Annotated in this window: 15 protein-coding genes and 1 pseudogene; 7 read left to right on the top strand and 9 right to left on the bottom strand. The window is 63.7% G+C overall.

Annotation, left to right across the window (positions count from 1 at the left end):
• Positions 1-17 precede the first annotated feature (17 nt).
• The 3 genes from VV867_RS09315 to VV867_RS09305 all read right to left on the bottom strand — a co-directional run bounded on the left by VV867_RS09315 (position 18) and on the right by VV867_RS09305 (position 3275).
• A complete protein-coding gene (locus VV867_RS09315) occupies positions 18-389 on the bottom strand; it encodes a hypothetical protein (protein WP_249919793.1) in 372 nt (123 codons plus the stop codon).
• Between the two features lie 54 nt (positions 390-443).
• Positions 444-1391, bottom strand: coding sequence for an NmrA family NAD(P)-binding protein (locus VV867_RS09310; RefSeq protein ID WP_074979505.1), 948 nt, complete (start codon positions 1389-1391; stop codon positions 444-446).
• Between the two features lie 111 nt (positions 1392-1502).
• Positions 1503-3275: an acyl-CoA dehydrogenase C-terminal domain-containing protein gene (locus VV867_RS09305; protein WP_328566203.1), complete on the bottom strand. Its 1773-nt coding sequence runs from the start codon at positions 3273-3275 to the stop codon at positions 1503-1505.
• 371 nt (positions 3276-3646) lie between these two features.
• Here VV867_RS09305 and VV867_RS09300 point away from each other — a divergent pair, with 371 nt between their 5' ends.
• Complete coding sequence (locus VV867_RS09300; RefSeq protein WP_074979697.1) at positions 3647-4663, top strand: AraC family transcriptional regulator; 1017 nt, start codon at positions 3647-3649, stop codon at positions 4661-4663.
• Positions 4664-4681: 18 nt separating this feature from the next.
• On the opposite strand, the gene VV867_RS09295 is transcribed toward VV867_RS09300, so the two are convergent.
• The 3 genes and pseudogenes from VV867_RS09295 to VV867_RS31150 form a co-directional block, all read right to left on the bottom strand.
• On the bottom strand, positions 4682-5740 hold the full coding sequence (locus VV867_RS09295) for an extracellular solute-binding protein (protein ID WP_328566202.1): 1059 nt from the start codon (positions 5738-5740) through the stop codon (positions 4682-4684).
• 248 nt (positions 5741-5988) lie between these two features.
• A complete protein-coding gene (locus tag VV867_RS31155) occupies positions 5989-6744 on the bottom strand; it encodes a methyl-accepting chemotaxis protein (RefSeq protein ID WP_425343523.1) in 756 nt (251 codons plus the stop codon).
• A gap of 102 nt (positions 6745-6846) precedes the next feature.
• A pseudogene (locus VV867_RS31150) lies at positions 6847-8073 on the bottom strand (HAMP domain-containing protein); the annotation flags it as partial.
• 431 nt (positions 8074-8504) lie between these two features.
• On the opposite strand from VV867_RS31150, the gene VV867_RS09285 reads away from it, so the two are divergent.
• The 4 genes from VV867_RS09285 to VV867_RS09270 all read left to right on the top strand — a co-directional run bounded on the left by VV867_RS09285 (position 8505) and on the right by VV867_RS09270 (position 14208).
• Positions 8505-9944, top strand: a complete 1440-nt coding sequence (locus tag VV867_RS09285; protein WP_442965012.1) for an APC family permease — start codon at positions 8505-8507, stop codon at positions 9942-9944.
• A gap of 86 nt (positions 9945-10030) precedes the next feature.
• Positions 10031-11443 (top strand): aldehyde dehydrogenase family protein, encoded by a 1413-nt coding sequence (locus VV867_RS09280; RefSeq protein WP_328566199.1) that lies wholly within the window; start codon positions 10031-10033, stop codon positions 11441-11443.
• Positions 11444-11454: 11 nt separating this feature from the next.
• Complete coding sequence (locus VV867_RS09275; RefSeq protein WP_328566198.1) at positions 11455-12804, top strand: aminotransferase class III-fold pyridoxal phosphate-dependent enzyme; 1350 nt, start codon at positions 11455-11457, stop codon at positions 12802-12804.
• Positions 12805-12888: 84 nt separating this feature from the next.
• On the top strand, positions 12889-14208 hold the full coding sequence (locus VV867_RS09270; RefSeq protein WP_328566197.1) for a hypothetical protein: 1320 nt from the start codon (positions 12889-12891) through the stop codon (positions 14206-14208).
• A 77-nt stretch (positions 14209-14285) separates the two neighbouring features.
• On the opposite strand, the gene VV867_RS09265 is transcribed toward VV867_RS09270, so the two are convergent.
• Together VV867_RS09265 and VV867_RS09260 are read right to left on the bottom strand one after the other, a co-directional pair.
• Positions 14286-15536, bottom strand: coding sequence for an OprD family porin (locus tag VV867_RS09265; protein WP_328566196.1), 1251 nt, complete (start codon positions 15534-15536; stop codon positions 14286-14288).
• 139 nt (positions 15537-15675) lie between these two features.
• Positions 15676-17103: a spinster family MFS transporter gene (locus VV867_RS09260; protein ID WP_442965011.1), complete on the bottom strand. Its 1428-nt coding sequence runs from the start codon at positions 17101-17103 to the stop codon at positions 15676-15678.
• Between the two features lie 1004 nt (positions 17104-18107).
• On the opposite strand from VV867_RS09260, the gene VV867_RS09255 reads away from it, so the two are divergent.
• Together VV867_RS09255 and VV867_RS09250 are read left to right on the top strand one after the other, a co-directional pair.
• Positions 18108-19139: a hypothetical protein gene (locus VV867_RS09255; protein WP_328566194.1), complete on the top strand. Its 1032-nt coding sequence runs from the start codon at positions 18108-18110 to the stop codon at positions 19137-19139.
• A gap of 286 nt (positions 19140-19425) precedes the next feature.
• Positions 19426-20694 (top strand): HNH endonuclease, encoded by a 1269-nt coding sequence (locus VV867_RS09250; RefSeq protein ID WP_328566193.1) that lies wholly within the window; start codon positions 19426-19428, stop codon positions 20692-20694.
• A 253-nt stretch (positions 20695-20947) separates the two neighbouring features.
• On the opposite strand, the gene VV867_RS09245 is transcribed toward VV867_RS09250, so the two are convergent.
• Complete coding sequence (locus VV867_RS09245; protein WP_328566192.1) at positions 20948-21703, bottom strand: IclR family transcriptional regulator; 756 nt, start codon at positions 21701-21703, stop codon at positions 20948-20950.
• Between the last annotated feature and the right edge of the window lie 58 nt (positions 21704-21761).

Below are 21761 nucleotides of genomic sequence, written 5' to 3'. Positions count from 1 at the left end.
CCGCCCTTGGGCGAGGTTCAGTGACGGCGCAGGAAGTGGATGAACAGCAGGCTGTAGATCACGTCGCCCATCACCAGGGCCGGCAGTTGCCAGCCGATGTTCCCCAGCGCCCAGTGGGCGAACATGGCCAGCGCCACCAGCGCCTTGCCCAGGATGCCGAGCGCGATGTAGGGGCGGCCCCGCAGCGGGTCGAATGCCGCGTAGAGATAGGCGGCGCCGAAGGTGGCGATGAGCACCAGGGCGAGGTCGCGCATGGCCAGGTTGGTGCCCGTGGACGGGGCGAGATCGAGCAGCCGGGTCAGCAGGCCGTTGAGAAAGAGGAAGCCGAATACCACCGACCAGTTGAACAGGGCGGCGGTACCCATGAGCCAGCGAGCATGGGTGAGCATGGGGATGTTCCTGACGAGAGGGGGAAGGGGCCTTGAGGGTGAGTGCCCGGCGGCTCAGCCGACCGTCTCTTTCAGGGCCGCGGTGAACGGTTCGATGTAGCCGGTGAACAGTTCATCCAGGGGCGTGCCCTTGAACTGCGGCAGGTACAGGCCGTTCCAGTTGGCCCACAGCGGCATGCCCTCGGGCTGCCCGGTGGCCGCGACGCCGATGCCGAGGATGGTCTTCAGCGGGCCGTCGGGCGCCTCGTCGTAGGCGGCCTGCCACTGTGCGCTGTCCATGTAGCGACGCTGGACCTTGCGCCCCAGCACGCGCTCGCGCCCCTCCAGCAGTTCGTTCCAGCTGCAGTAGGCGGTGGCCGCCACCGGGCAGATTGCGTTGCGCGAGGCCGGGTGGGCCAGCACGTGGGGAATGATCCGCCCGAGGTCCCTGCCGCTGGACCAGGAGAACTTCTGCGTGCCGTCGCCCATGATGCCCACCGGTTCCAGCATGTAGTACTCGGGCCACAGGCCGGCCGGGATGATGGTGTAGTCCAGGCCCGCCAGCTCGATCATGCGCTGGATGAACACCTTCTGCCGGGCGATCCGGCTGTGCACGGTGAGCTTGGTCTGGCGCGACTCCCACTCGTAGATGAAGCCGAATTCGGACGGCACGAAGCGCTCCACGCCAGCCTCGCGCGCGGCATGGATCAGCGGGTACTGGGACTCGGTGGCGGACAGCGGGACGCAGGACACCAGGTAGTCGGTGCCGAGCAGGGCGGGGATCAGCGACTCCACGCTGCCGGTGTCCGCCGCGCGCAGCTCGACGCCGCGGGCCTGCCAGTCCGACCATTTCCTTTGCTTCTCGGCGCTGGGCTGCGAAAGGCCCAGCGAGGACTTTTCCGGGGTGTCGCCCTGGCGCAGCAGGACGCGGACGTTGAACAGGTCCTGGGCGAGCAGTTCTTCGACACAGGCAGTGCCCGCCACGCCGGTGGCCGAGAATACCGTTACTGTTTTTCTTGTCATGGGAAATTCCTTGGATTGGCAGCGAATGCACCGCGGTGCCAGGCCAAGGTACGCAAAAGCGCGCCAGGCACATCCCCCCATGGGCGGGTGGCCGATGGGGGGAGGCCTTGGCTAGAACTGCTCCGCGGCCAGTTCGTAGAGGCTCTCGGCGCCGCCGCTCAGGCACACGCTCAGGCCCTCGATGCGCGGCAGCAGGCGCTCGAAGAAGAAGCGGGCGGTGGCCAGTTTCGCCGAATGGAAGTCCGGCTCGTCGGCCAGCCTGGCCTGCGCCGCGCTGGCCATCCTCGACCACAGGTAGGCATAGGTGACATAGCCGAACAGGTGGAGGTATTCCACCGAGGCGGCGCCCACCTGGCGCGGGTCCCCGGCGGCCCGGTCGCGCAGCCAGTCGCTGGTCTCCTCCAGGAGCCGCACGGCGTCCAACAGCCTGTCGCGGTGGACCACGGCTACCCCGGCGGCGTAGTCGTGGATTTCGGCGAGGAAGGAGCCGAGCGCCTGGCCGTCATCGGCGAGCACCTTGCGCCCGAGCAGGTCCAGGGCCTGGATGCCATTGGTGCCCTCGTAGATCTGCGCGATGCGCACGTCGCGCACCAGTTGCTCCTGGCCCCACTCACGGATGTAGCCGTGGCCACCGAAGACTTGCTGGCCGAGCACGCAGCTTTCCAGCCCGGTATCGGTGAAGAAGGCCTTGGCGACCGGCGTCAGCAACGCGACCCGGGCCTGCGCCGAGGCGCGCACCCCGGCGTCGGCGCCATGCTTGGCGGTGTCCAGCTGGGCGCCGAGGTAGGTGGCCAGGGCGCGCGCGCCTTCGGTGTGCGCCTTGATGGTCAGCAACATGCGGCGCACGTCGGGGTGGTGGATGATCGGGTCGGCGGCCTTGTCCCTGGCCACCGGGCCAGTGGGGGCGCGGCTCTGCAGGCGGTCGCGGGCGTAGGCCACGGCGGCCTGGTAGGACGCCTCGGCGCAGCCGATGCCCTGGATGCCGATGGACAGGCGCTCGTAGTTCATCATGGTGAACATCGCCGCCAGTCCCTTGTTCGGCTCGCCGACCATCCAGCCGGTGGCGCCATCGAAGTTCATCACGCAGGTAGCCGAGGCCTTGATGCCCATCTTGTGCTCGATGGAGCCGCAACTGACGGCATTGCGCGCGCCGAGCGAGCCGTCTTCGCCGACCAGCACCTTGGGCACCAGGAACAGCGAGATGCCCTTTGGCCCTGCCGGCGCGTCGGGCAGCTTGGCCAGCACCAGGTGGATGATGTTCTCGGTCAGGTCCTGCTCGCCGCCGGTGATGAATATCTTGCTGCCGCTGATGGCGTAGCTGCCGTCGGCATTGGGCTCGGCGCGGGTACGGAGCAGCCCGAGGTCGGTGCCGGCGTGGGCTTCGGTCAGGCACATGGAGCCGGCCCAGCGGCCTTCGTACATCGGTGGCAGGTACAGACGCTTCAACTGCGTGCTGGCATGGCTGTCGATGGCCAGGCAGGCGCCGCTGCTGAGCACCGAATACAGGGCGAAGCTGGTGTTGGCCGCGTAGAGCATTTCCTCGACGTGCACGGCGAGCATCTTCGGCATGCCCATGCCGCCGAAGTCCGGGTTGCCGGAGAGGCCGACCCAGCCGCCCTCGGCATAGGTGGCGTAGGCGGCCTTGAAGCCTGCCGGCGTGCTCACCACCCCGTCGCGCCACTGGGCGCCTTCCTCGTCGCCGCTGCGGTTGAGCGGCGCGAGGGTTTCGCTGGCCAGCTTGCCGGCCTCCTCCAGGATGGCGCTGGCGGTGTCGGTGTCCAGGCTGTTGCCCAGCCCGGGGAGTGCGGCCCATTGGGCGTTGGCGTCGAAGACGTCGTTGAGCAGGAACTGGATATCGCGCAGGGGGGCTCGGTAGTGGTTCATGGCCGGTTCTCGGAAATGGAGTTCGTGAGGGACGATCGGCAAGCGTTCGAGGCTCGCGCAGCGTTGCGCCAGAGCCGGCGGACAGCCATCCGTGCTGTGCGAGAAGCCGCCCTGCGGCTTATGCGGGCAGCCCTGGATATGCTAGGAATGCGCGGCTGAACACCCTGTGCGGTACCCGCCGCGCGCCGCAAGGGGCCGCGAGCCACGCTGACGGCGAAGACCTCGGGTACGTGCATGGGAAGGGCTCCTGGCTTGCTGGCCGCAAGTCTAGGGGGGAGGGCGGCCGGGCTCCTATGCCGGAATTGCGCAACGCACATTGACGAATTTGGATATAGCCGATGATGAGCAAAGATGAGGCCGGGGCCGGCGGGCTGCGCAAGAGCGACTCGGTGGCGGCGTACTTCGTGAAGGCTGCGTTGCACCGATTGGCCGACCGCCCGCAGCGAGTGCGCGAATTGCTGGCCGCGGCCGGTATCGATCCGGGCTCGCTGGATAACCCGCAGCAGCGGATATCGGCCGATGCGGTCACGAGATTGTGGCTATCGCTCACCGAGGAGCTGGGGGATGAATTCTTCGCCTTCGATTCGGGCGGCATGCCACGCGGGGCCTTCGCCATCATCTGCCGCAGCGTGCTGCTCGAACCCGACCTGGGGCGGGCGCTGCGCCAATGCCTGGCGGGGTTCAACCTGTTCCTGCGGGATATCCGGGCCCACCTGGAGCTGCGCGGCAACCGCGCCGCCATCGTGCTGCAGGTGCGCATCGAAGATGCAACCCTGCGTGGCGTCGCCGAGGAAATCTACCTGAGCATGGTCATCGGCGTGGCCTGCTGGCTGGTGGGGCGGCGCATCACCCTGGAGCGGACCCGGTTCGGCCACCCGCGGCCGCCCCATGGCGCCGATCCCTTGCTCTGGGGCCCCTGGATCCAGTTCGATTGTGCGCGCACCGAAGTGGAGTTCGCCGCCGCCCAGCTTGCCCTGCCGGTGGTGCGCAACTTCGCCGGGCTCAAGCAGTTCCTGCGCCAGGCCCCGGAGGGCGTGGTGGTGCGCTTTCGCAACCGTTCCGGACTGTCCGCAAAGGTCTACCGTCATCTCAAGGACAGCACCGAGCTGCACTGGCCTTCGCAGGCACAGATGGCCATGCGCTTCGCATTGAGCGAATCGGCATTCCGCCGGCAGCTGGAGCGCGAAGGGTTTTCCTATCAGGTGCTCAAGCATGAGGTACGCAAGGCGCTGGCGTTCGACTACCTCAACGATGTCAGCCTGAGCATCACGGAGATAGCGATCCGCTGTGGGTTCCAGGAGCCCAGTGCGTTCCACCGCGCCTTCCGCCAGTGGACCGGCATGAGCCCCGGCCGCTATCGCAGTGCCCAGGCCATTACGGCGGTGTGAATACACGCAGCGTTTATGTCAGTTCCGCCTGGCCTTGATCTGTTGCCAGGCCGCATCCAGCGATTGCCGTTGATCCGCTGCCAGGGTTTCCAGCAGGTAGCTGCGGCGTCGTTGTTCGGTGTTCAGAACCTGGCCGGGAGCGTTCTTCAGCAGTGCCTGCATGGCTGGGGAGGTGCTGGGAAGAGGGGCGTAGAAGCGCGTCGCCCGGGCGTTGCGGATGGCGTTCTGCGGCGCGATCAGGAAGTCGATGAAGCGGTAGGCCAGCTCCGGGTTCGGGGCATTGGCCGGTATGGCCAGGGTGTCGATGTAGATCGCGGCGCCTTCGTCTGGAATCAGGTAGGCCAGCTGGGGGTTCTTTTCCATGGCGCGGATGGCGTGCCCGCTCCAGCTCATGGTCAGGCAGAGCTTGCCGGCGGCGATATCGTCGATGTAGCTCCAGTTGTTCAGTGAGTGCAACTGCCTGGCGATCGGCTGCAGGCTCTGCAGGTTGCGTTCTATTTGACGGCCACTGCTGCTCGACAGGCTCCGGCCGCGGTAGTTGAGCAGGAGCGAGGCGGTTTCCTCGGCGGCATCCAGCAGGCCGATGCCACAACGGGCCAGCCGGCTCGCCTGTTGCTCATCGAACAGCAGGCTCCAGCTGTTGGGCAGCGGCGCGCCGTAGGTGGCCTGCGCGGCCTGCGTATTGACCAGCAGGCCGATGGAGCCCCACAGGTAGGGGACCGTATGCTGGTTGGCCCCGGGGATTCCGGCCAGCGTGGAGACCACCCAGGGGTCGAGCTCCTGGTAATGCGCCAGCCGTTGGCTATCGATTTCCGCCAGCCGGTGTTGCGCCAGCAATTGCTTGAGCATGAAGTGCGACGGCACGACGACGTCATAGGCGTCGCCGCCGGCCATGGTCTGCAGCAACTCGTCGGTAGTGGTGAAGGCGTGGTAGTCCACGCGGATACCGGTCTGCTCGTGGAAGTCCTCCAGCACGGCAGGGTCGAAATAGTCTTTCCAGTTGTAGACGCGCAGAACCTGTTCGGCATGTGCGGCGGTGCAGACGAGCAGGGCAAGCAGGCAAACCAGGTGCTTCATGGCGATGACATCCGTTGATGTGGGGACAGGTTCCGTCGCTCGGTGCCTGGCTGGTCCGCAGCCAGTTCCCGGATCCGGATTCAAGCGGTTTTTGCCGTGGAAGAATTGCCGCTGGCAGACAAGTCGTTGTGTGTGATTGCCAGGATGAACCGGCATGCGCCACTTCAAGTCGCCACAGCGACCCTCGGACAGGTCTTCCGCGCCCCGCCCAGGGCCAGGCAGCGCACGTCCAGACGGCGAAGCGGGGGCTAGGTCTTGAAGTGCTCCACCAGGCGCTGTTGCTGGTTCGCCATGTCATGCAGCGAGCGGCCGATGCGTGACGACTCTTCCACCTGGGCGATGAGCGTTTCGCTGATATCCCTGATGCCACTCACGCGACGGCTGATCTCCTCGCTTGCCGAGCTCTGCTGCACCGCTGCGCTGGCGATCTGCTGGGTCATCGAGTCGATCACCTCGACGGCGTCGCCAATGGTGCGCAGGGCCGCGTGGCTTTCGTCGACCAGCGCGACGCTCTGGTTCGCCTGCTCCCGGCTGAGCCGCATGCTGCCGGTGACCTGCTCGCTGAGCTGCTGCAGGGTTTCCACGACCTCGCGGATTTCGCCCACGGAATTCTGCGTGTGGCTGGCCAGCTGCCGCACTTCGTCGGCGACTACCGCGAAGCCGCGGCCCTGCTCGCCGGCGCGCGCGGCTTCGATGGCGGCGTTGAGCGCCAGCAGGTTGGTCTGCTCGGCGATGCTGCAGATCACGTCGAGGACCTGCCCGATCTGGCTGCTGCTGTTGGCGAGCGCCCGCACGTCGGCCAGGGTCCTTTCCAGCCCCCGGTCCAGCGCCGCGATGCTGTCGGCCGACTTGCCGAACACCACCAGCCCTTTTCTGCTGGCTTCCTCGGCCGCCGTCGCGGCCTGGGCCGTGCGGGACGAACTGTGCGCCACGTCCTGGGAACTGACGCTCATCTGGTGGAGCGCCGTGGCCGCTTGCTCCACTTCCTGATGCTGCCGTTGCATGCCGTCGTCGACTTGTGCGGCTATCAGCGCGGAGCGGTCGGCCGTATCACGGGTGTGCAAGGCGGCTTTCTGGATCTCGCCGATGATGGGCTGCAGTTTGTCGAGGAAGCGGTTGAAGCCGCTGGCGAGCCTTCCGATTTCATCGCTGCGGCTGTTCGGCAGGCGTTGGGTGAGGTCGCCGTCGCCGTCGACGATGGCATCCAGCATGTCGGCCACCTGCAGCAGGGGGCGGGTGACGCCACGGGCCGCGAACCAGATCAGCAACAGGCCCGCGCCGCTGGCGAGGACGCCCAGCCCCAGGCTCATCCACGTCGCCTGCAGGTTCTGCCGATTCAGCTGCGCCTGCAGCTGCAGCGCGGGGGCCTGCAGCACGGCTTGGGGCACGCGTATCTGCAGGGTCCAGGGGCGGGCCGCGGGGACTTGCAGCGGCTGTCGTATATCGATCGCTTCGGTGCTGTCGGCATCCGCGGCGAGGGCCTTGCCCAGCCCATCCGGGTCGCTGCTGTGCCCGACCAGAAGGCCGCCCGCGGAAAGGATGCTGACCTCGCCCTGGCCCTGGTAAAGGCTTGCGCTGAGGGTTTCGCTCATCTTCTGCAGCGTCGACAGGCTGATGTCGATGCCTACCACCCCGAGCGTCTTGCCGTCTTGGACCAGCGGCAGGGCGATGCTGCTCATCAGCGTCTTGCGGCCTTCCACTTCGACCGCATAGGGCTCGACCACGCAGGCCTGCCCGCTCTGCAATGGGCAGGTGAACCAGGCGTTTTCCGCCTCGCTGCCGGGAGGGGCATGGTTGGCGGTGATGTTGGTTTCGTTCAGCACCGCCTGCACGAGCTGGCCGGGTTTGCTCTGCGACCAGTAGAGGGCGAAGCGGCCGGTTTCGTTGCCTGCCGCCGCGGGTCGATCGACGAAGCGCGAGTCCTGGTCGTCCAGGGCATTGGCTTTCAGCACCACGTACATGCCCAGCAGCTGCGGCTTTTCCCGCAGCGCCTCATGGGTCCTGGAGACGATCTGGCGGCGCAGGGCCTCGCTGGGGAGCTGGCCGACGAGCGCCTGTTCCCGTAGTTGCAGCAGCTGCTTGGCGAAGCCTTCGGCGTAGAGCCTGGTCTCATCGAGAAAACGCTCCACGCGCAGGCCCTGGAGCGTGGCGCTCGCCTGCAGATGCGCGTGTGCGGCTTCTGCGAGCAGGCGGGTGCTTTCCCGTTCGAGCAGGCTGGCATTGCGCTGGGCCTGGTACAGCGTGGCGCCGAGCAGGCTGGCAACCACGGCAAGCAAACAGCATCCGCTGAGCACGCTGATCCGCCACTGGGCGCTGAGGCGCAATACCGGCATGGCTTGGTCTCCTGGGCGGGGCGATGACACGGGGAGCGGAGGAGGGGCCGCCATGTCCGCCTGGATCATCGCTTATCGCATTGGTCGATTCGTTGTTCTTGTTGGTGCGCGACAGAGGCTCCCGTCCGGGAGATCGGCGCGGGGAGATGGTAGGGGCGCAGGCTGTTACCGGGTTATCCCGAATCGGCAGGCCGGGACTGAGGAGCTATCGGCGTGATCCACATTGGGGCGTGGCATTCGATGCTGCCGATTTGGGATAACACCCCGTGCAGGGTCGGCCTAGCATCAGTCTTGCCAGTGAGCCCTGAGCGACCCGTCGGTCGTCGGCAGGCCTAGAACAAGAAGTTCGTTGGTTGGTGAGAGCGCTGCAGTCTCTCCGTGTTTTCCTAACGACTGCCTCATATAACAAGGTCAAGAAAATGAGCGTACCCATGTCCCAGATCAGCAGCTCGACAGAGCTGAGGCGCGGCGCCCTAGGCGTCGGTTTCATCATCTTCTTCGTGGTTTCCGCCGCCAGCCCGCTGAGTGTCATCGCCGGCGGCTTCCCCATCGGCATCATGCTTGGCAACGGCGCCGGAACGCCGGCGTTGCTGGTGCTGACGCTGCTGGTGCTGCTGGCGTTCTCGGTGGGCTACACCTCCATGGCGCGGCACGTGACCAATGCCGGGGGCTTCTATGCATTCTCATCGCGCGGGCTGGGTGGCCTTGCCGGCGGCGCAGCAGGCGTCCTGGCAATGTTCGCCTACAACATCCTGCAGGTCGGCCTGTACGGCATGTTCGGCGGGGTGGTGGCCGGCACCATGGCCAGCGTCTTCGGCGTGGAACTGCCCTGGTGGTGCTACTCGCTGCTGGCGATGACCAGCATCGCGGTCCTCGGCTATCGCCAGATCGATCTCTCCGCGCGGGTGCTGTCGATCATCGTGGTCGCGGAATACCTGGCCATCCTCACCCTGGACTTCGCCATTCTGAAGTCGGGCGGCGATGCCGGTGTGAACCTGGATTCCTTCAAGTCCGAGCATGTCTTCAGCGGCACGCCTTCCATCGGCCTGCTGTTCTGTTTCGCGGCCTTCATCGGCTTCGAGGCCACTACCATCTATGGCGAAGAGGCGCGGGACCCGCAGCGCAGCATTCCGGTGGCCACCTATGCCTCGGTATTGCTGATCGGTTGTTTCTACACGCTGTCGATCTGGTCGATGGTGGTCGGCGTGGGCGCCGACAAGATCGTGGCGACCCTGCAGGCGCTGGGGGACCCAACCACCTTCATCTACGGCATGTCCGACCACTTCGTCGGCCCCGAGCTGACCAAGGTGATCCGCGTGCTGTTCATGGTCAGCATCTACGCCGGGCTGCTGGCGTTCCACAACTCGGCCGCGCGCTATTTCTACGCCATCGGCCGCGATGGCCTGCTGCACCGCATGCTCGGCACCACCCACCGCATCCACCAGAGTCCGCACATGGGCTCGGCCCTGCAGAGCCTGATCGCCGCGGTGGTGGTGCTGATCTTCGCCGCCATGGACGCGGACCCCATCCTGCAGCTCTTCGCCTGGTTCTCCAGCCTGGCGACGCTGTGCCTGATCCTGCTCATGGCGCTGACCTCGGCAGCGGTGTTCGCCTACTTCTGGCGTCACCCGGAGATTCCGCTGGGGCTGTGGCGTGGCCGCATCCTGCCGGCATTCTCCTGCCTGGCGCTGCTGTTCGTGCTGGCCATCGCGGTGATCCATTTCGATGTGCTCACCGGTTCCAGCAAGGCCCTGTCCTATGCGTTGTGCGCCGTCATCCCGGTGGCGCTGGTCGCCGGCGTGCTGCTGGCGGCGCGCCTGCGCAGGATTTCCCCCGAGCGCTTCCAGGCGCTGGGCAGCCACAAGCTCTAGGCGCGACCCGCGTCGCTATCTCCCACCACGAAAGACCATTAGCCACCGGGCGGAGCGATCCACCGGTGGGCGAAGGGAAGGTTCATATGTACGACTATCGCATGCTCATCGACGGTGCCTGGGTAACGGGCGAGAACGGTCACTTCGACGTGACCAACCCTGCCACGGGCGCGCCATTCGCCCAGTGCCCGGCCGGTTCCCTCGGCCAGCTGGACCAGGCGGTGCAAGCCGCCCGCCGCGCCTTCGGGCAGTGGCGGCAGAGCACCCATGAAGAGCGGCGCGAATGCCTGCGACGCATTGCCGACGACATCGAACGGGAGGCCGGGGAGCTGGCCAGGCTCATCGTCCTGGAGCAGGGCAAGCCACTGGAGCTGGCCATCTCCGAGGTCATGGGCGGCGTCGCCTGGACGCGCTACAGCGCCGACCAGGAGATTCCCGTGGAGCTGGTGGAGGAGACGCCGGCGCAGCGCGTCGAGTTGCACCGCAAGCCCCTGGGCGTGGTGGCCTCGATCACCCCCTGGAACTGGCCGTTCATGATCGCCGTGTGGCACATCATGCCGGCGTTGCGGGCGGGCAACAGCGTCGTCAGCAAGCCTTCCAGCCTGACCCCCTTGAGCACCTTGCGCCTGGTCGGGATCATCGCTCGCCACGTGCCCAGGGGCGTCATCAACATCGTCACCGGCGAGCGCGGCTTCGGCAGTGCGATCGCACGCCATCCGGGCATCGACAAGATCGTCTTCACCGGCTCTACCGCCACCGGCCAGAGCGTCATGCGCGAAGCCGCCGGCAATCTCAAGCGCCTGACCCTGGAACTGGGGGGCAACGATGCCGCCATCGTGCTGCCGGGCACGCCGGTCGAGCCGATCGCCGCGGACATCTTCCAGGCCGCGTTCCTCAACATGGGCCAGACCTGTGCGGCGCTGAAGCGGCTCTACGTGCACGAGTCCCAGTACCAGGCGTTCGCCGAGGCGCTGGTGGCGATCGCCGGGCGCCAGGTGGTCGGCGACGGGCTCGAACCCGGCGTGACCTTCGGGCCGGTACAGAACCTCGAGCAGCTCGAGCTGGTCGCCGGGCTGGTCGAGGATGCCCGGGCCCAGGGCGCGCGCGTGCTCTGTGGCGGCGAGCGCCTGGAGCGCCCCGGCTTCTTCTTCGCCCCGACCATAGTCGCCGACGTCACCGACGGCCAGCGCCTGGTCGACGAGGAGCAGTTCGGCCCGGTGCTGCCGCTGATCGCCTACACCGATGTCGAGGATGTCCTGCGCCGCGCCAATGCCAGCGACGTGGGGCTCGGCGGCTCGGTCTGGGGGGAGGCGGCGCAGGCGCAGGCGCTCGCCGCGCGCCTGGAAAGCGGCGTGGCCTGGGTCAACTGCCACGCGCAGATTCAACCGAATACGCCGTTCGGCGGCTGCAAGCTGTCCGGCTTCGGCGTCGAGTTCGGCCTGGAGGGCCTGCTGGAGTACACCGCCCAGCAGCTCCTGTACGTACGCAAAACCCCGTGAGAAGCGAAGCCATGTACGAAAAATACAAGACCGCACAGAAGAAGTTCTGGCACCCGATGAGCTCGTCCGCTCCGGCGAACCGGGCCAAGACGCTTGTCATCGCCCGCGGCGACGGCAACTACATCACCGATATCGATGGCAACCGCTTGCTGGATGGCGTGGGCGGCCTGTGGAACGTCAACGTCGGGCACAACCGCCCGCAGGTGAAGGCCGCCATCGCCGCGCAACTCGACGAGCTGGCCTACTACCAGACCTTCGATGGCATCGCCCATCCGCGGGTGTTCGACCTGGCCGAGCGCCTCACCAGCATGTTCGCCCAGGAGCGCATGGCCCGGGTGCTGTTCAACTCCGGTGGCTCCGATGCGGTGGAGACGGCGCTGAAGATGGCCCGGCAGTACTGGATCGCTTCCGGCCAGCCCGGCCGTACCCGTTTCCTCTCGCTGCGCAACGGCTACCATGGCGTGCATGTCGGCGGGACTTCGGTGGGCGGCAATGGCGTCTACCACTACAACCATGGGCCGCTGCTGGCGGGCTGCCACCTGCTCGACACCCCCTGGCTGTATCGCAACCCCTGGGACTGCCGCGACCCCGAGCAACTGACGGAGCACTGCATCCGCCAGCTCGAGGAGCAGGTCGCCTTCCTCGGCCCGGACACCATCGCCGCGCTCATCGCCGAGCCGGTGCAGGGCGCGGGCGGGGTGATAGTGCCGCCGGACAACTACTGGAAACGCCTGCGGGAAGTCTGCGACCGCTACGGCATCCTGCTGATCGCCGACGAGGTGGTCACCGGCTTCGGGCGCACCGGCAGCATGTTGGGCAGCCGCGGCTGGGGCGTGGCGCCGGACATCCTGTGCCTGGCCAAGGGCATTTCCGCCGGCTACATTCCGCTGGGCGCCACGGTGTTCAACGAGCGTATCGCCGAGGCGATCGAGAACGCCCCGGGCTTCGCCAACGTGATCATGCATGGCTACACCTACAGCGGGCATCCGACCGCCTGTGCCGCCGCCCTGGCTGTGCTGGACATAGTCGAAGCCGAGGACCTGCCGGGGAACGCGGCGAAGGTGGGGGCCGAGCTGATCGGCAAGCTGCAGCCGCTGAGCGAGCGTTTCGACGTGGTCGGTGAGGTCCGTGGCAAGGGCCTGATGATCGCCCTCGACCTGGTAGTGGACAAGCGCACCCGGCAACCGCTCGATCCTGCCGCAGGCCACGCGTCGCGCATCGCCGATGCCGCCCGGGCGGAAGGGGTGCTGGTCCGCCCGGTGGGGAACAAGATCATCCTTTCGCCGCCGCTGACGCTGTCCTCCGAGGAGGCGGGAATGATCGCCGCGGCCCTGGAAACCGCCCTCCAGGCCTGCCGCTGAGTCTCGTGCGCCGGCCTGCGCAGGGCCGGCGCACGCTGCAACCGAAAAACAACAACAGCCTTCCCAAGGCGAAGAAGGAGCATCATGCATCATCGAAACATCTACCGTGCGCTCGGTGGAGGGCTTGCGCTCGCCCTGAGTTTCACCAGCCAGGCCAACGCCCTGGAGCTGTATGCCGACGACGATACCCACCTGAACGCCGATGTCCTGGCGGTCTATGGCTGGCTGAACAGCCGCAAGAACTACGACGGCACGAGCGGCGGCAGTACCTGGCGGGAGGGCTTCATCAAGTATGGTTTGAGCGGCGACCAGGGGCTGGGGCGCGCCGGCACCGCCTATGGCGCCTTCAGCCTGGTCAGTTCCGGTACCTGGGGCGATGGCGATGCCGCAGGCAATACCGACGGTTCCGAACGCACCACCAAGATCGAGGATGCCTACCTGGGCTGGCGCTCCGCCGGGATGTTCCCGGCGCTCGGCCAGGACGGGCTGGACGTTTCCTTCGGCCGGCAAGTGGTCAAGCTCGGCAGCGGCTTCATCATCAACGACGATGGGCCCAACCTGGGGCGTGGGCCGGCCGACGGCAAGCTGGACCGGGGCGGCGCCTACTACATCGCCGCGCGCCATGCCTTCGACCGGACCGCAGTGGTCCGCATCGGCGGCCAGGATGGCCTGCATGGCAGCCTCCAGTGGCTCAAGTCCGACAACCGCGCCCAGGCCGAGACCGAACTGGCCGCGGGCACGCTGGACTACACCGCCAAGCCGGGCACCCTGGGGCTGACCTGGGTCCACGGCATCGATGTCGTGGACCAGTGGGCCAGCGACTTCCAGAAGCAGCGCGAGGGGATGAACATCTACAGCCTGCGCGGCGAAGGCGACGCCGGCGTGGAGAACGCCAGTTTCGCCTTCGAATATGCCTGGCAGGACAAGGACGCCGGCAACGAGAAGGCCTGGTACGCCGAGGCGGGCTACACCTTTGCCGACGTCGCCTGGTCACCCAAGCTGACTTACCGCTACAGCCGCTATTCCGAGGGCTGGGATTCGATGTTCAACGGCTTCAGCACCGGCTACGGCACCTGGTTCCAGGGGGAGGTGGCCTCCAACTACGCGGGCCCGTTCAACAGCAACACGGCCATCCACCACCTGGGCCTGAAGGCCACGCCGCTGGAGAACCTGAGCCTTGGGGTGCTGTACTTCGACTTCGACACCCTGCACAAGCGCGATGCGTTGAACCTCGATGCCCGGGAGCTGGACCTGTACGTCGAATGGGCAGTCAACCCGCACCTGATCGTCACGCCGCTGGTCGGGCTCTATCGTCCGGACAAGGATGAGAGCAACGGCGGCAACCAGGTCGGCGGCAACGGCACCAATGTCTATAGCCAACTGATCGTGGCGGTACCGTTCTAGCATCGTGAACCCGGCCCGTGGGGCCACCTTTGGTGAAACGGCCGCCGGTTCCTTGGGCGGCCGCTTTTTTCGTGGAGTCAGAAGCTCAGCGGGTAGCTGGTGATGAAGCGTACTTCGTCGTAGTCGCTGGCGTAGCTGCTGCGTACGGTAGAGGTACGCAGCAGGAAAGAGAGGTTCTTCAACGGCCCGTTCTGAATGCTGTAGCCAATATCGCTGTCACGCTCGTATTCGTGGCCGTCGTCTGCGCCGACACGCTGGATGTCGCTGCCTTTGGTATAGCGTGTCATCAGCGTGAGACCCGGCAGGCCGAGGCTGGCGAAGTCATAGTCGTAGCGCAATTGCCAGGAGCGCTCGCCGGCCCAGAAGAAGCCACCGTTGGTAACCCAGTTGACCAGGTAGGGCTGCGGCGTGGAGCCCAGCAGCATGGGGAACATGTCTTCGCCGAGCATGCGCTGGTAGCCGGCCGAGAGCGTGTGCCCCGCATGACGGATGCCCAGGCGCAGGCCGTAGGCGCTGTTGTCTATGTGCCCGGATAACGCGCGGCCGGACTCGCTGTTGTGGAAATAGCTGAGGGTGCCGATCAGGCTCGTGTCCTGGTTCAGCGGCTGGTTGAGGGTGCCGCCCAGGTAGTGCTGGTCGTAGATGTCTTCGAGGTTGGCGAAGTAGTAGCTGGTGGCGAGCCGCGGGCCCCACTTGGCGTCCACCCCGGCGAAGTTCAGCTTGTTGCTGTCTTCGCTCGCCGGGTGCCCGGCCAGGTAGAACGACTCGCGGTTGCTGGAGGCCCGGGTGCTGGTATTCCACAGTTGCCCGGCCGTGAACTTGAACCCCTGCAGCTCCTGGGATTCCAGCAGTACGCCCTGGAAGGTCTGGGGCAGCACGCGTACGTCATCCTGGAAGATCACCGGAAGCCTCGGCTCGAGTAGCCCGACCTTCAACGTGCTTTGGGAGTAGCGCAGCTTCAGTGTCGCACCGGCACGGCCGAAGTCATCGCTGGGCTCGCCCGTGCGTGGATCGTAGGGCAGGCTGCCGTCGTTGCTGGTGCCGCTGCCGCCGTTCAGCTTGAGCGCGTACAGGCCGGTCAGGTCCAGGCCGATGCCGACGGCGCCTTCGGTATAGCCGGAGCGCAGGCGGGCCAGGACCGCCTGCGACCAGCTGCCGGCCTGGGACTGTGGCGCGTTGTCCTGGCGATAGTCGCGGAGCATGTAGAAGTTGCGCAGGGTGGTTTCCAGGCTGCCGTCGGCCAGCAAATCGGCCCGTGCGCAGAGTGGGGCCAGGACGCTGGCGGCGCACAGGGTGAGGCAGGGGCGAAGGGCATGACGAAGCTGCATGTGCGGTTCTCCTCGGGCCCGGCGAGGCCGGGCCGATTGGCAAGTGGGGGAGGGCGCGCTGGCCGCTGCAGGGCGCAGGTCGCCGGCCACCGCCCCGGGCGGGACGGCGGATCGATGGGTGGCGGTCGTGCGGGGAGTGTCAGCGCAGGGCGGGGTTCGCCGGCAGCGCCTGCCGGTGGCTTTCCTGCGCGTGTTCAGCGGCGCCGGACTGGCGCAGGAGACTGTTGCGGAAGTGCCGGCGGCCGCGGCCGAGCAGGCCCACGCAGAGCACGGCGGCGAAGGTGACGATGATGGCTACGGAAGAGCCCACGGCCTTCGGGTCCTTGAACAACTGGTCGGTGAGCAGGGCCACCAGGGTGGTGCCCACGCCGAGCCCGACCAGGTTGGACACCAGCAGGAACAGCGCGGAAACCTGCGCGCGCAGATGGCTGGGGGTGAGTACCTGCATGGCGGCGGCGGAGGTCGAGATGGGGAAGGCGCAGAAGAACATGGCCGGCGCCAGCAGGGCGATGGACCAGCGCAGGTCGTCCACCAGCACGGCGGCCAGCGCCGGTGGCAGCATGCAGGCGGCGCCGAGCATGGCGCTGAGCAGGGCGCCATCATTGTGGCCGCGCTTCTGTAGCACATCGATCAGCCAGCCGGCACAGAACACGCCCGCGGTGTTCAGCAACAGCAGGATGGTGCCCAGGATATAGCCGGCCTCGACGGGCAAGAGACCGAATTTGCGCATGTACATCGCCGGGGTCCAGCTGAGCAGGGCGTACTGGCACATGGCGAAGAAGGAGAAGCCGATGAAGTGGCAGGCGAAGGTGCGCCGGTGCAGCCCGATGAAGCGCAGGCCGTCGCCGAGCGCGGCCTTGCCCTGGGCCAGCGGCTGGGCCGGCCGCCTGGGGTCGCGGACGCTGAGGGCTATCAGCTGGGCGACCAGCAGCCCGGGCAGGCCGACGATGAAGAAGGTCAGCTGCCAGGAACGCACCGTGCCCAACGGCCCGAGCTCGATACTCGGCACGCCGCGCAGCAGGTCGATCACATAGCCGCCGACCAGGAACGCCAGGCCACCGCCCAGGAAGGCGCCCATGGAATACAGGCCGAGGGCGCGGCCGAGCTTCTCCCGGGGGAACATGTCGCTGAGCATCGAATAGGTCGCGGGCGTCAGCGCGGCTTCACCGACGCCGACCCCCATGCGGGCAAGGAACATCTGCAAGAAGTTTTTCGACAGGCCACAGGCCGCGGTGGCCAGGCTCCAGAAGGCTATGCCGACGGCGATGATGCGTACGCGCGAGGAACGGTCGGCCAGGCAGGCGATGGGGATGCCCATGAAGGCGTAGAACAGGGAAAACGCCATGCCGCTGAGCAGGCTGAACTGGGTGTCGCTGATCTGCAGGTCGGCTTTGATCGGTTCGATCATCAGCGAGAGGATCTGGCGGTCCACGAAAGAGAAGATATAGGCGACCATGCACACCGATACGACGTACCACTCGTAGGTGTAGCGGGTTTTCCGGGGCTGGGTGAGAGGGGACACGGTTACTGGCTCCTGATAGGGGTGACGGCAGATGGCCAAGCACATCGAGCTCGTTGTTCTTGTTGGGTAACCGGGCGTAGCGGAGGGCAGCGGGTGCCTCCGGTCAACGGCCGTGGGAGATTTTTGTCATGGAATCTTCTGTTGTTTCAATATAAGTAAGTAAAATAATCAAAATATGAGATTTTTGTGATTTATTGGGCGGGGAGGTTAGCGGGAGGATTTCTGCTGCCGGAAGCCTAGGGGAGGTGGCATGGGGGATGAATCGGAGCGATTCCCATGCCGGACGGGAACTTCCCCCAGGCGGCTAGGGGAAACCTTTGGCGGGGGCCTCAGGTGTGGAATTGCACTCCACTTGACCATCCGTTTGCATTCGGCCTGACCGGTTATGTTCATGCGTTCTGGCCACCGATTGTATCGGATTGATCAGCGCGCTTTGTAACCATGACGGGCAGAGAATGGCCAGAAGCTAACATTCAAAAGCATCTGCTCCGCTCGGTACTGGGCAATCTCAGTTCACAGGGCTTGAGCCGCACTAAGTGAAGAATGACTCCTGGCTACCTGCTCACTTGTGCCGGGATAGACCAATGATCAGGCGCCGTTGGCATACGACGAACCCAGGACCGCTTTCGGCCAAGAACAGTTTGTTCATCAGAGGTGGTCTCCGCCCTATTTCAGCTTCAGTGTCATCTGCACCTTCACCAACAGGCAAGATCTACGCGCAGATGTATGCTCAAGATACGGCACATAGCATTTGCAAAGAACTAAGTGCTCCGATTAGTATTTAAGATTCTTGAATCGCCAAAGACTCAAAGATACCTTCGCATCTTATTTCAGCCAACTGGGACTCAGATAAAAATTTCGCTTTAGGCCGAAAGTTGTCTTCAGCTAATGTTAGCTCCCGCCCCTGCGCATAGTGCAGAGGGCGTCAGCTTCCACTGTTGATTGCAAAAACTTCGCGCCTAGAGTGAGAGATGGGCAGAAGACAAAAGAGCACGCACACTCCATTGCTACTGGGGCCGACCTAACTTCGAACTGTCCATGGAGGACGCATGAAAAAAAGCCTAGCAAGAAATCACCACTTTATTTCCCAGGCAGAACAGCGCCTAAATGCGATTGATAGCTCCGTAAGGCCTGAAAATCAACGCATATATAGATTCGATATCTTGCAGCGCGAGCCGCCATCAATAAGAAAAAGTGGAAGCACAGGTGTAAAAATAGAAAAAAATCTATCAAGACAGGATTTATATACATTAAAGATCCTCGATGAGGGCGGGCAACACAATCTTGAGAGCGCATTTCAGCAATATGAGAACGATATACCAGGCATGACAAGGTCATTGCTCAATAAGCTAAAAGATCCTAAATCCATTGATTTCAAAAAGGAATTACTTCGCCTGTACGCTCTTAAACTTCTGAACATCATTAGAAACCCTTACGACATGAAGAGAACTCTCGAAATGTTTAGGGAGTTGAGAGGCGTGCTGCCTGGAAATAAAGATCTGCAATCGCATTTTATTTCGCTTGATTCAGCCAGTAGGCCGCAAGTGGCGCAAATATGTGAGGAGCTCAGTGTTTCGGAGGAAGAATATATAGAATGGCTTAAAATCATTTATCTCCTGATACTGCAGCCTTTAGATCAAGGGCTAAATCTCATTGAGCACTTGATCAAAAGCGTTATCGATAACGATAATATCATCAAGGATTTCTCTATTTTTCGGTATGACGAACCCCAGAGCGCTGGCGTCTTGCTTTGCGATCGAATAATAGACGAAAGGCCTAAGAAAGGTACTCAGGTTCAGATGTTTAACTTGGATGCTAGTGCTTTCATGGTGGTAATGCTTGTAGACATAAAAGGCCAGGATATCATTGACTTAAATCCCGAATATCGTGATGTCGACTTCAAACAGGGGAATGTCGTGCGCGTAAATTGCGAGGCGAATAATTTAACAGTGCTAAAAACCTACAACCAGCATTGCGTGTGGCTCGCACACTCAAATGTGTATTGCGCACATGAGACCCCTTATGGCGTACACATCGAAACTCAGACGTCAGAACGGCCAAGTACAAACCCTGGCGGGTAACCTAAGTCCACGAGAATGGGCGTTAGGTATGGAGACAATTGTAGAGGTGACATCATCCCTCTCGCAAAGGTCGGCACTCGGCTGCTTGCTGCGCCTGGCCGGCGGCAGCTTCCGACCCAAAGCGACCAATGGCAACTGACAGAAACCGGTCAAAATCGATCAACGAGTGTCTACTGAATCAAAGACGATAGGGCGGTTTGTAAACTACGCGTCTGGTGGTTCCCCACCAATCCATTCGTCCCCAGTTGGCGTCGTTTCAGAAACTAGAATTGAATGGAGGCAGCAATTGGCATATTACATCTTCAACATCGGCCTACCCGCCACTACTGAATGGTGGTCACAAAATCTGGATCGCAAAGTCATCACAGCAGGCTTCGAGGGCCAGCCAGGAGATCGTGGAGACGTAATCCTGAATCAACTTGCTGCAGGCGATTGGGTCATTGCCTATGTCAATCGTCATGGTTATGTGGGGGCAGGGATCGTTCTAGGCGATGAGACTTACCAGTTACACTCAGAACTCCCGAATGGCTCCTTATCGGACCATCTGCACGAACGTTCAGTCGACTGGCGATATTTTGTGGAGGATGTAAATGCTGCAATCAGCATCTATGAAGCTGATAGGCAGCAACCCCGGCAAACTAAAGAAAGCATCGACTCGAAGGTGCATGCTGAGAGGATTATTGGCAAGATCCAGGCCCGCTCATGGGGCCGACAAGGCAGATATGGGAGGGTGAGATGGGAGCTCGTCAGAGACGCAGTTTTTGATCTAGGACGTCCTGTGTCAGTGGCAGAAGTGAGGGCGCTGATCAGGATGCGAGATCCGCAGTTCAACTCAAAAAATATCCGGCCCGACATGGAGAAAATGTCAGTTAACAGTGATATTAGGGCCCATTATCAAGGTGTAAAAAAAGGGCGAAGGAGTGATTCTGGCCACCCTGCCGACAAGCTTTTCAAAACGTCCTTCGGAAAAAATGTTCGGTACGAACCCTATGTTCCTGAGGTTCATGGAGTTTGGGTGTTGGAGTATGACTCTTCAGGCGCTGGGAAGGTATACGAGGCGCCGCAAACATTGATTGCACATGCTGCGATACTAGCTCGTCGGGAGGTCGACTCGATTGAGGTAACGCCGATTGATGGCGAACTAGATGGTCGAAAGCGAGTGTTGATGCAGGTTGCGATGCGGCAAGGGCAATTCAATTTCCGTTCGCTGATGCTGGCCGCGTACGGAGAGAGGTGCGCAGTCACGGGATGTTCTACGGTCGATGTGCTTGAGGCCGCCCATATCGTTCCTTATCGGGGTATCCATACAAACCGCACTGACAATGGATTGCTTCTGAGATCGGATATCCACACACTTTTCGATCTGGGGCGCCTGTGGATTGATCCTGGCACGATGACTGTTCGTCTCGCCAGTGATATGAGAGATACAGATTATTGGCAGTATGAAGGAATTAAGATTGTGCTGCCAAAATCTAGGAATGATTGGCCGAACCCTGAGCATCTGGCCAGGCACATTCATGACTCAGAGCCTCAAAGTAGGAGGGAAGACCACTGATGCTCTTTCAATGCGTGTTCTGGTTGCGGGTGCGCCTGCGAACTCAAGCACATACGCCGTAAATCCATCTGCCGAGCGGAACTTGGGCATGCCCCTGAGTCGTCTGGCAGCTTTTGGCCCGTGGGCCTTCGCTCACCGACCGCTTCGGGTCATTCTCTGCCAGTCATGGCCACGCAGTGTGATGGTCAGATCCGATGCAAATGCTTGGTCAAGTCGAATGCAATCAGTTGGTCAAGTAAGCGCAACTCCGCACTCAGCCACCTTGGCCGTCGGCCTCTAGCATGTTGCTGGCGATGCGGCGGGCGGTGTCGATGACCATGTCGGTAACCGTCTCCTGGCGCAGCAGCCTGAAGTTTTCGGTGGACCCCACCGCCGAGATGCTGCCCAGCACTTCCTTGCCGTCGGCGCCGAGGATGGGCGCGGCGATGCCTGTCAGGCCGCGGTTCAGCTCGTCGTGGGTGATGCAGTAGCCGTCCTTGCGGATGCGCTTGGCGGCGCGGGCGAATTCCGACCAGCTGTAGGTATTGCCCGGCTCCCTAGCGATCTTCTCCTCGAACAGCCGCTGCAGCTTGCGCCCGCGCTGGAAGGCCACCAGCACCTTGGACTGCGCGCCGCGGAACAGCGGCAGCGGGTGGCCGCGGCCGAAGGCGAAGCGGTAGGTCTCGTCGGGCTCGGTGATGTAGGTGTTGATGATGTGCCCGTCGTAGAAGACGCTGGCGAACACCGCCAGGCCGGTCTGCGCCGACAGCCCGTGCATCAGTTCGCGGCCGGCCACCAGGATGGGGTCGTACTGCCGCATCATCCAGTCCAGCTCGATGATCCGCGGGCCCAGGCCATAGCTGCCGGCGTTCACGCGGGTGAGCAGGCCCGCCTCGCATAGGTCCTTCACGTAGCGGTAGACGGTTGCGCGGGACAAACCCATGCGCTCGCCGATGGTGTCCGTATCCAGTTGCAGGTTCTGCGGGCTGAACAGGTCCAGCACGTTCAGCATCTTGCTCAAGCTACTCATGGCGCTCCTTTCTCGGTACCCGGGCTCCCGGGGCTGCTGGGCCGTCGTCCATGTCGGG

Source organism: Pseudomonas sp. JH-2 (genome assembly GCF_036231725.1).
In the GTDB taxonomy this organism is placed as follows: Bacteria; Pseudomonadota; Gammaproteobacteria; order Pseudomonadales; family Pseudomonadaceae; genus Pseudomonas; species Pseudomonas delhiensis.
Note: the sequence above shows the minus strand (reverse complement) of the source record. Positions and strands in the feature narration are given on the sequence as shown.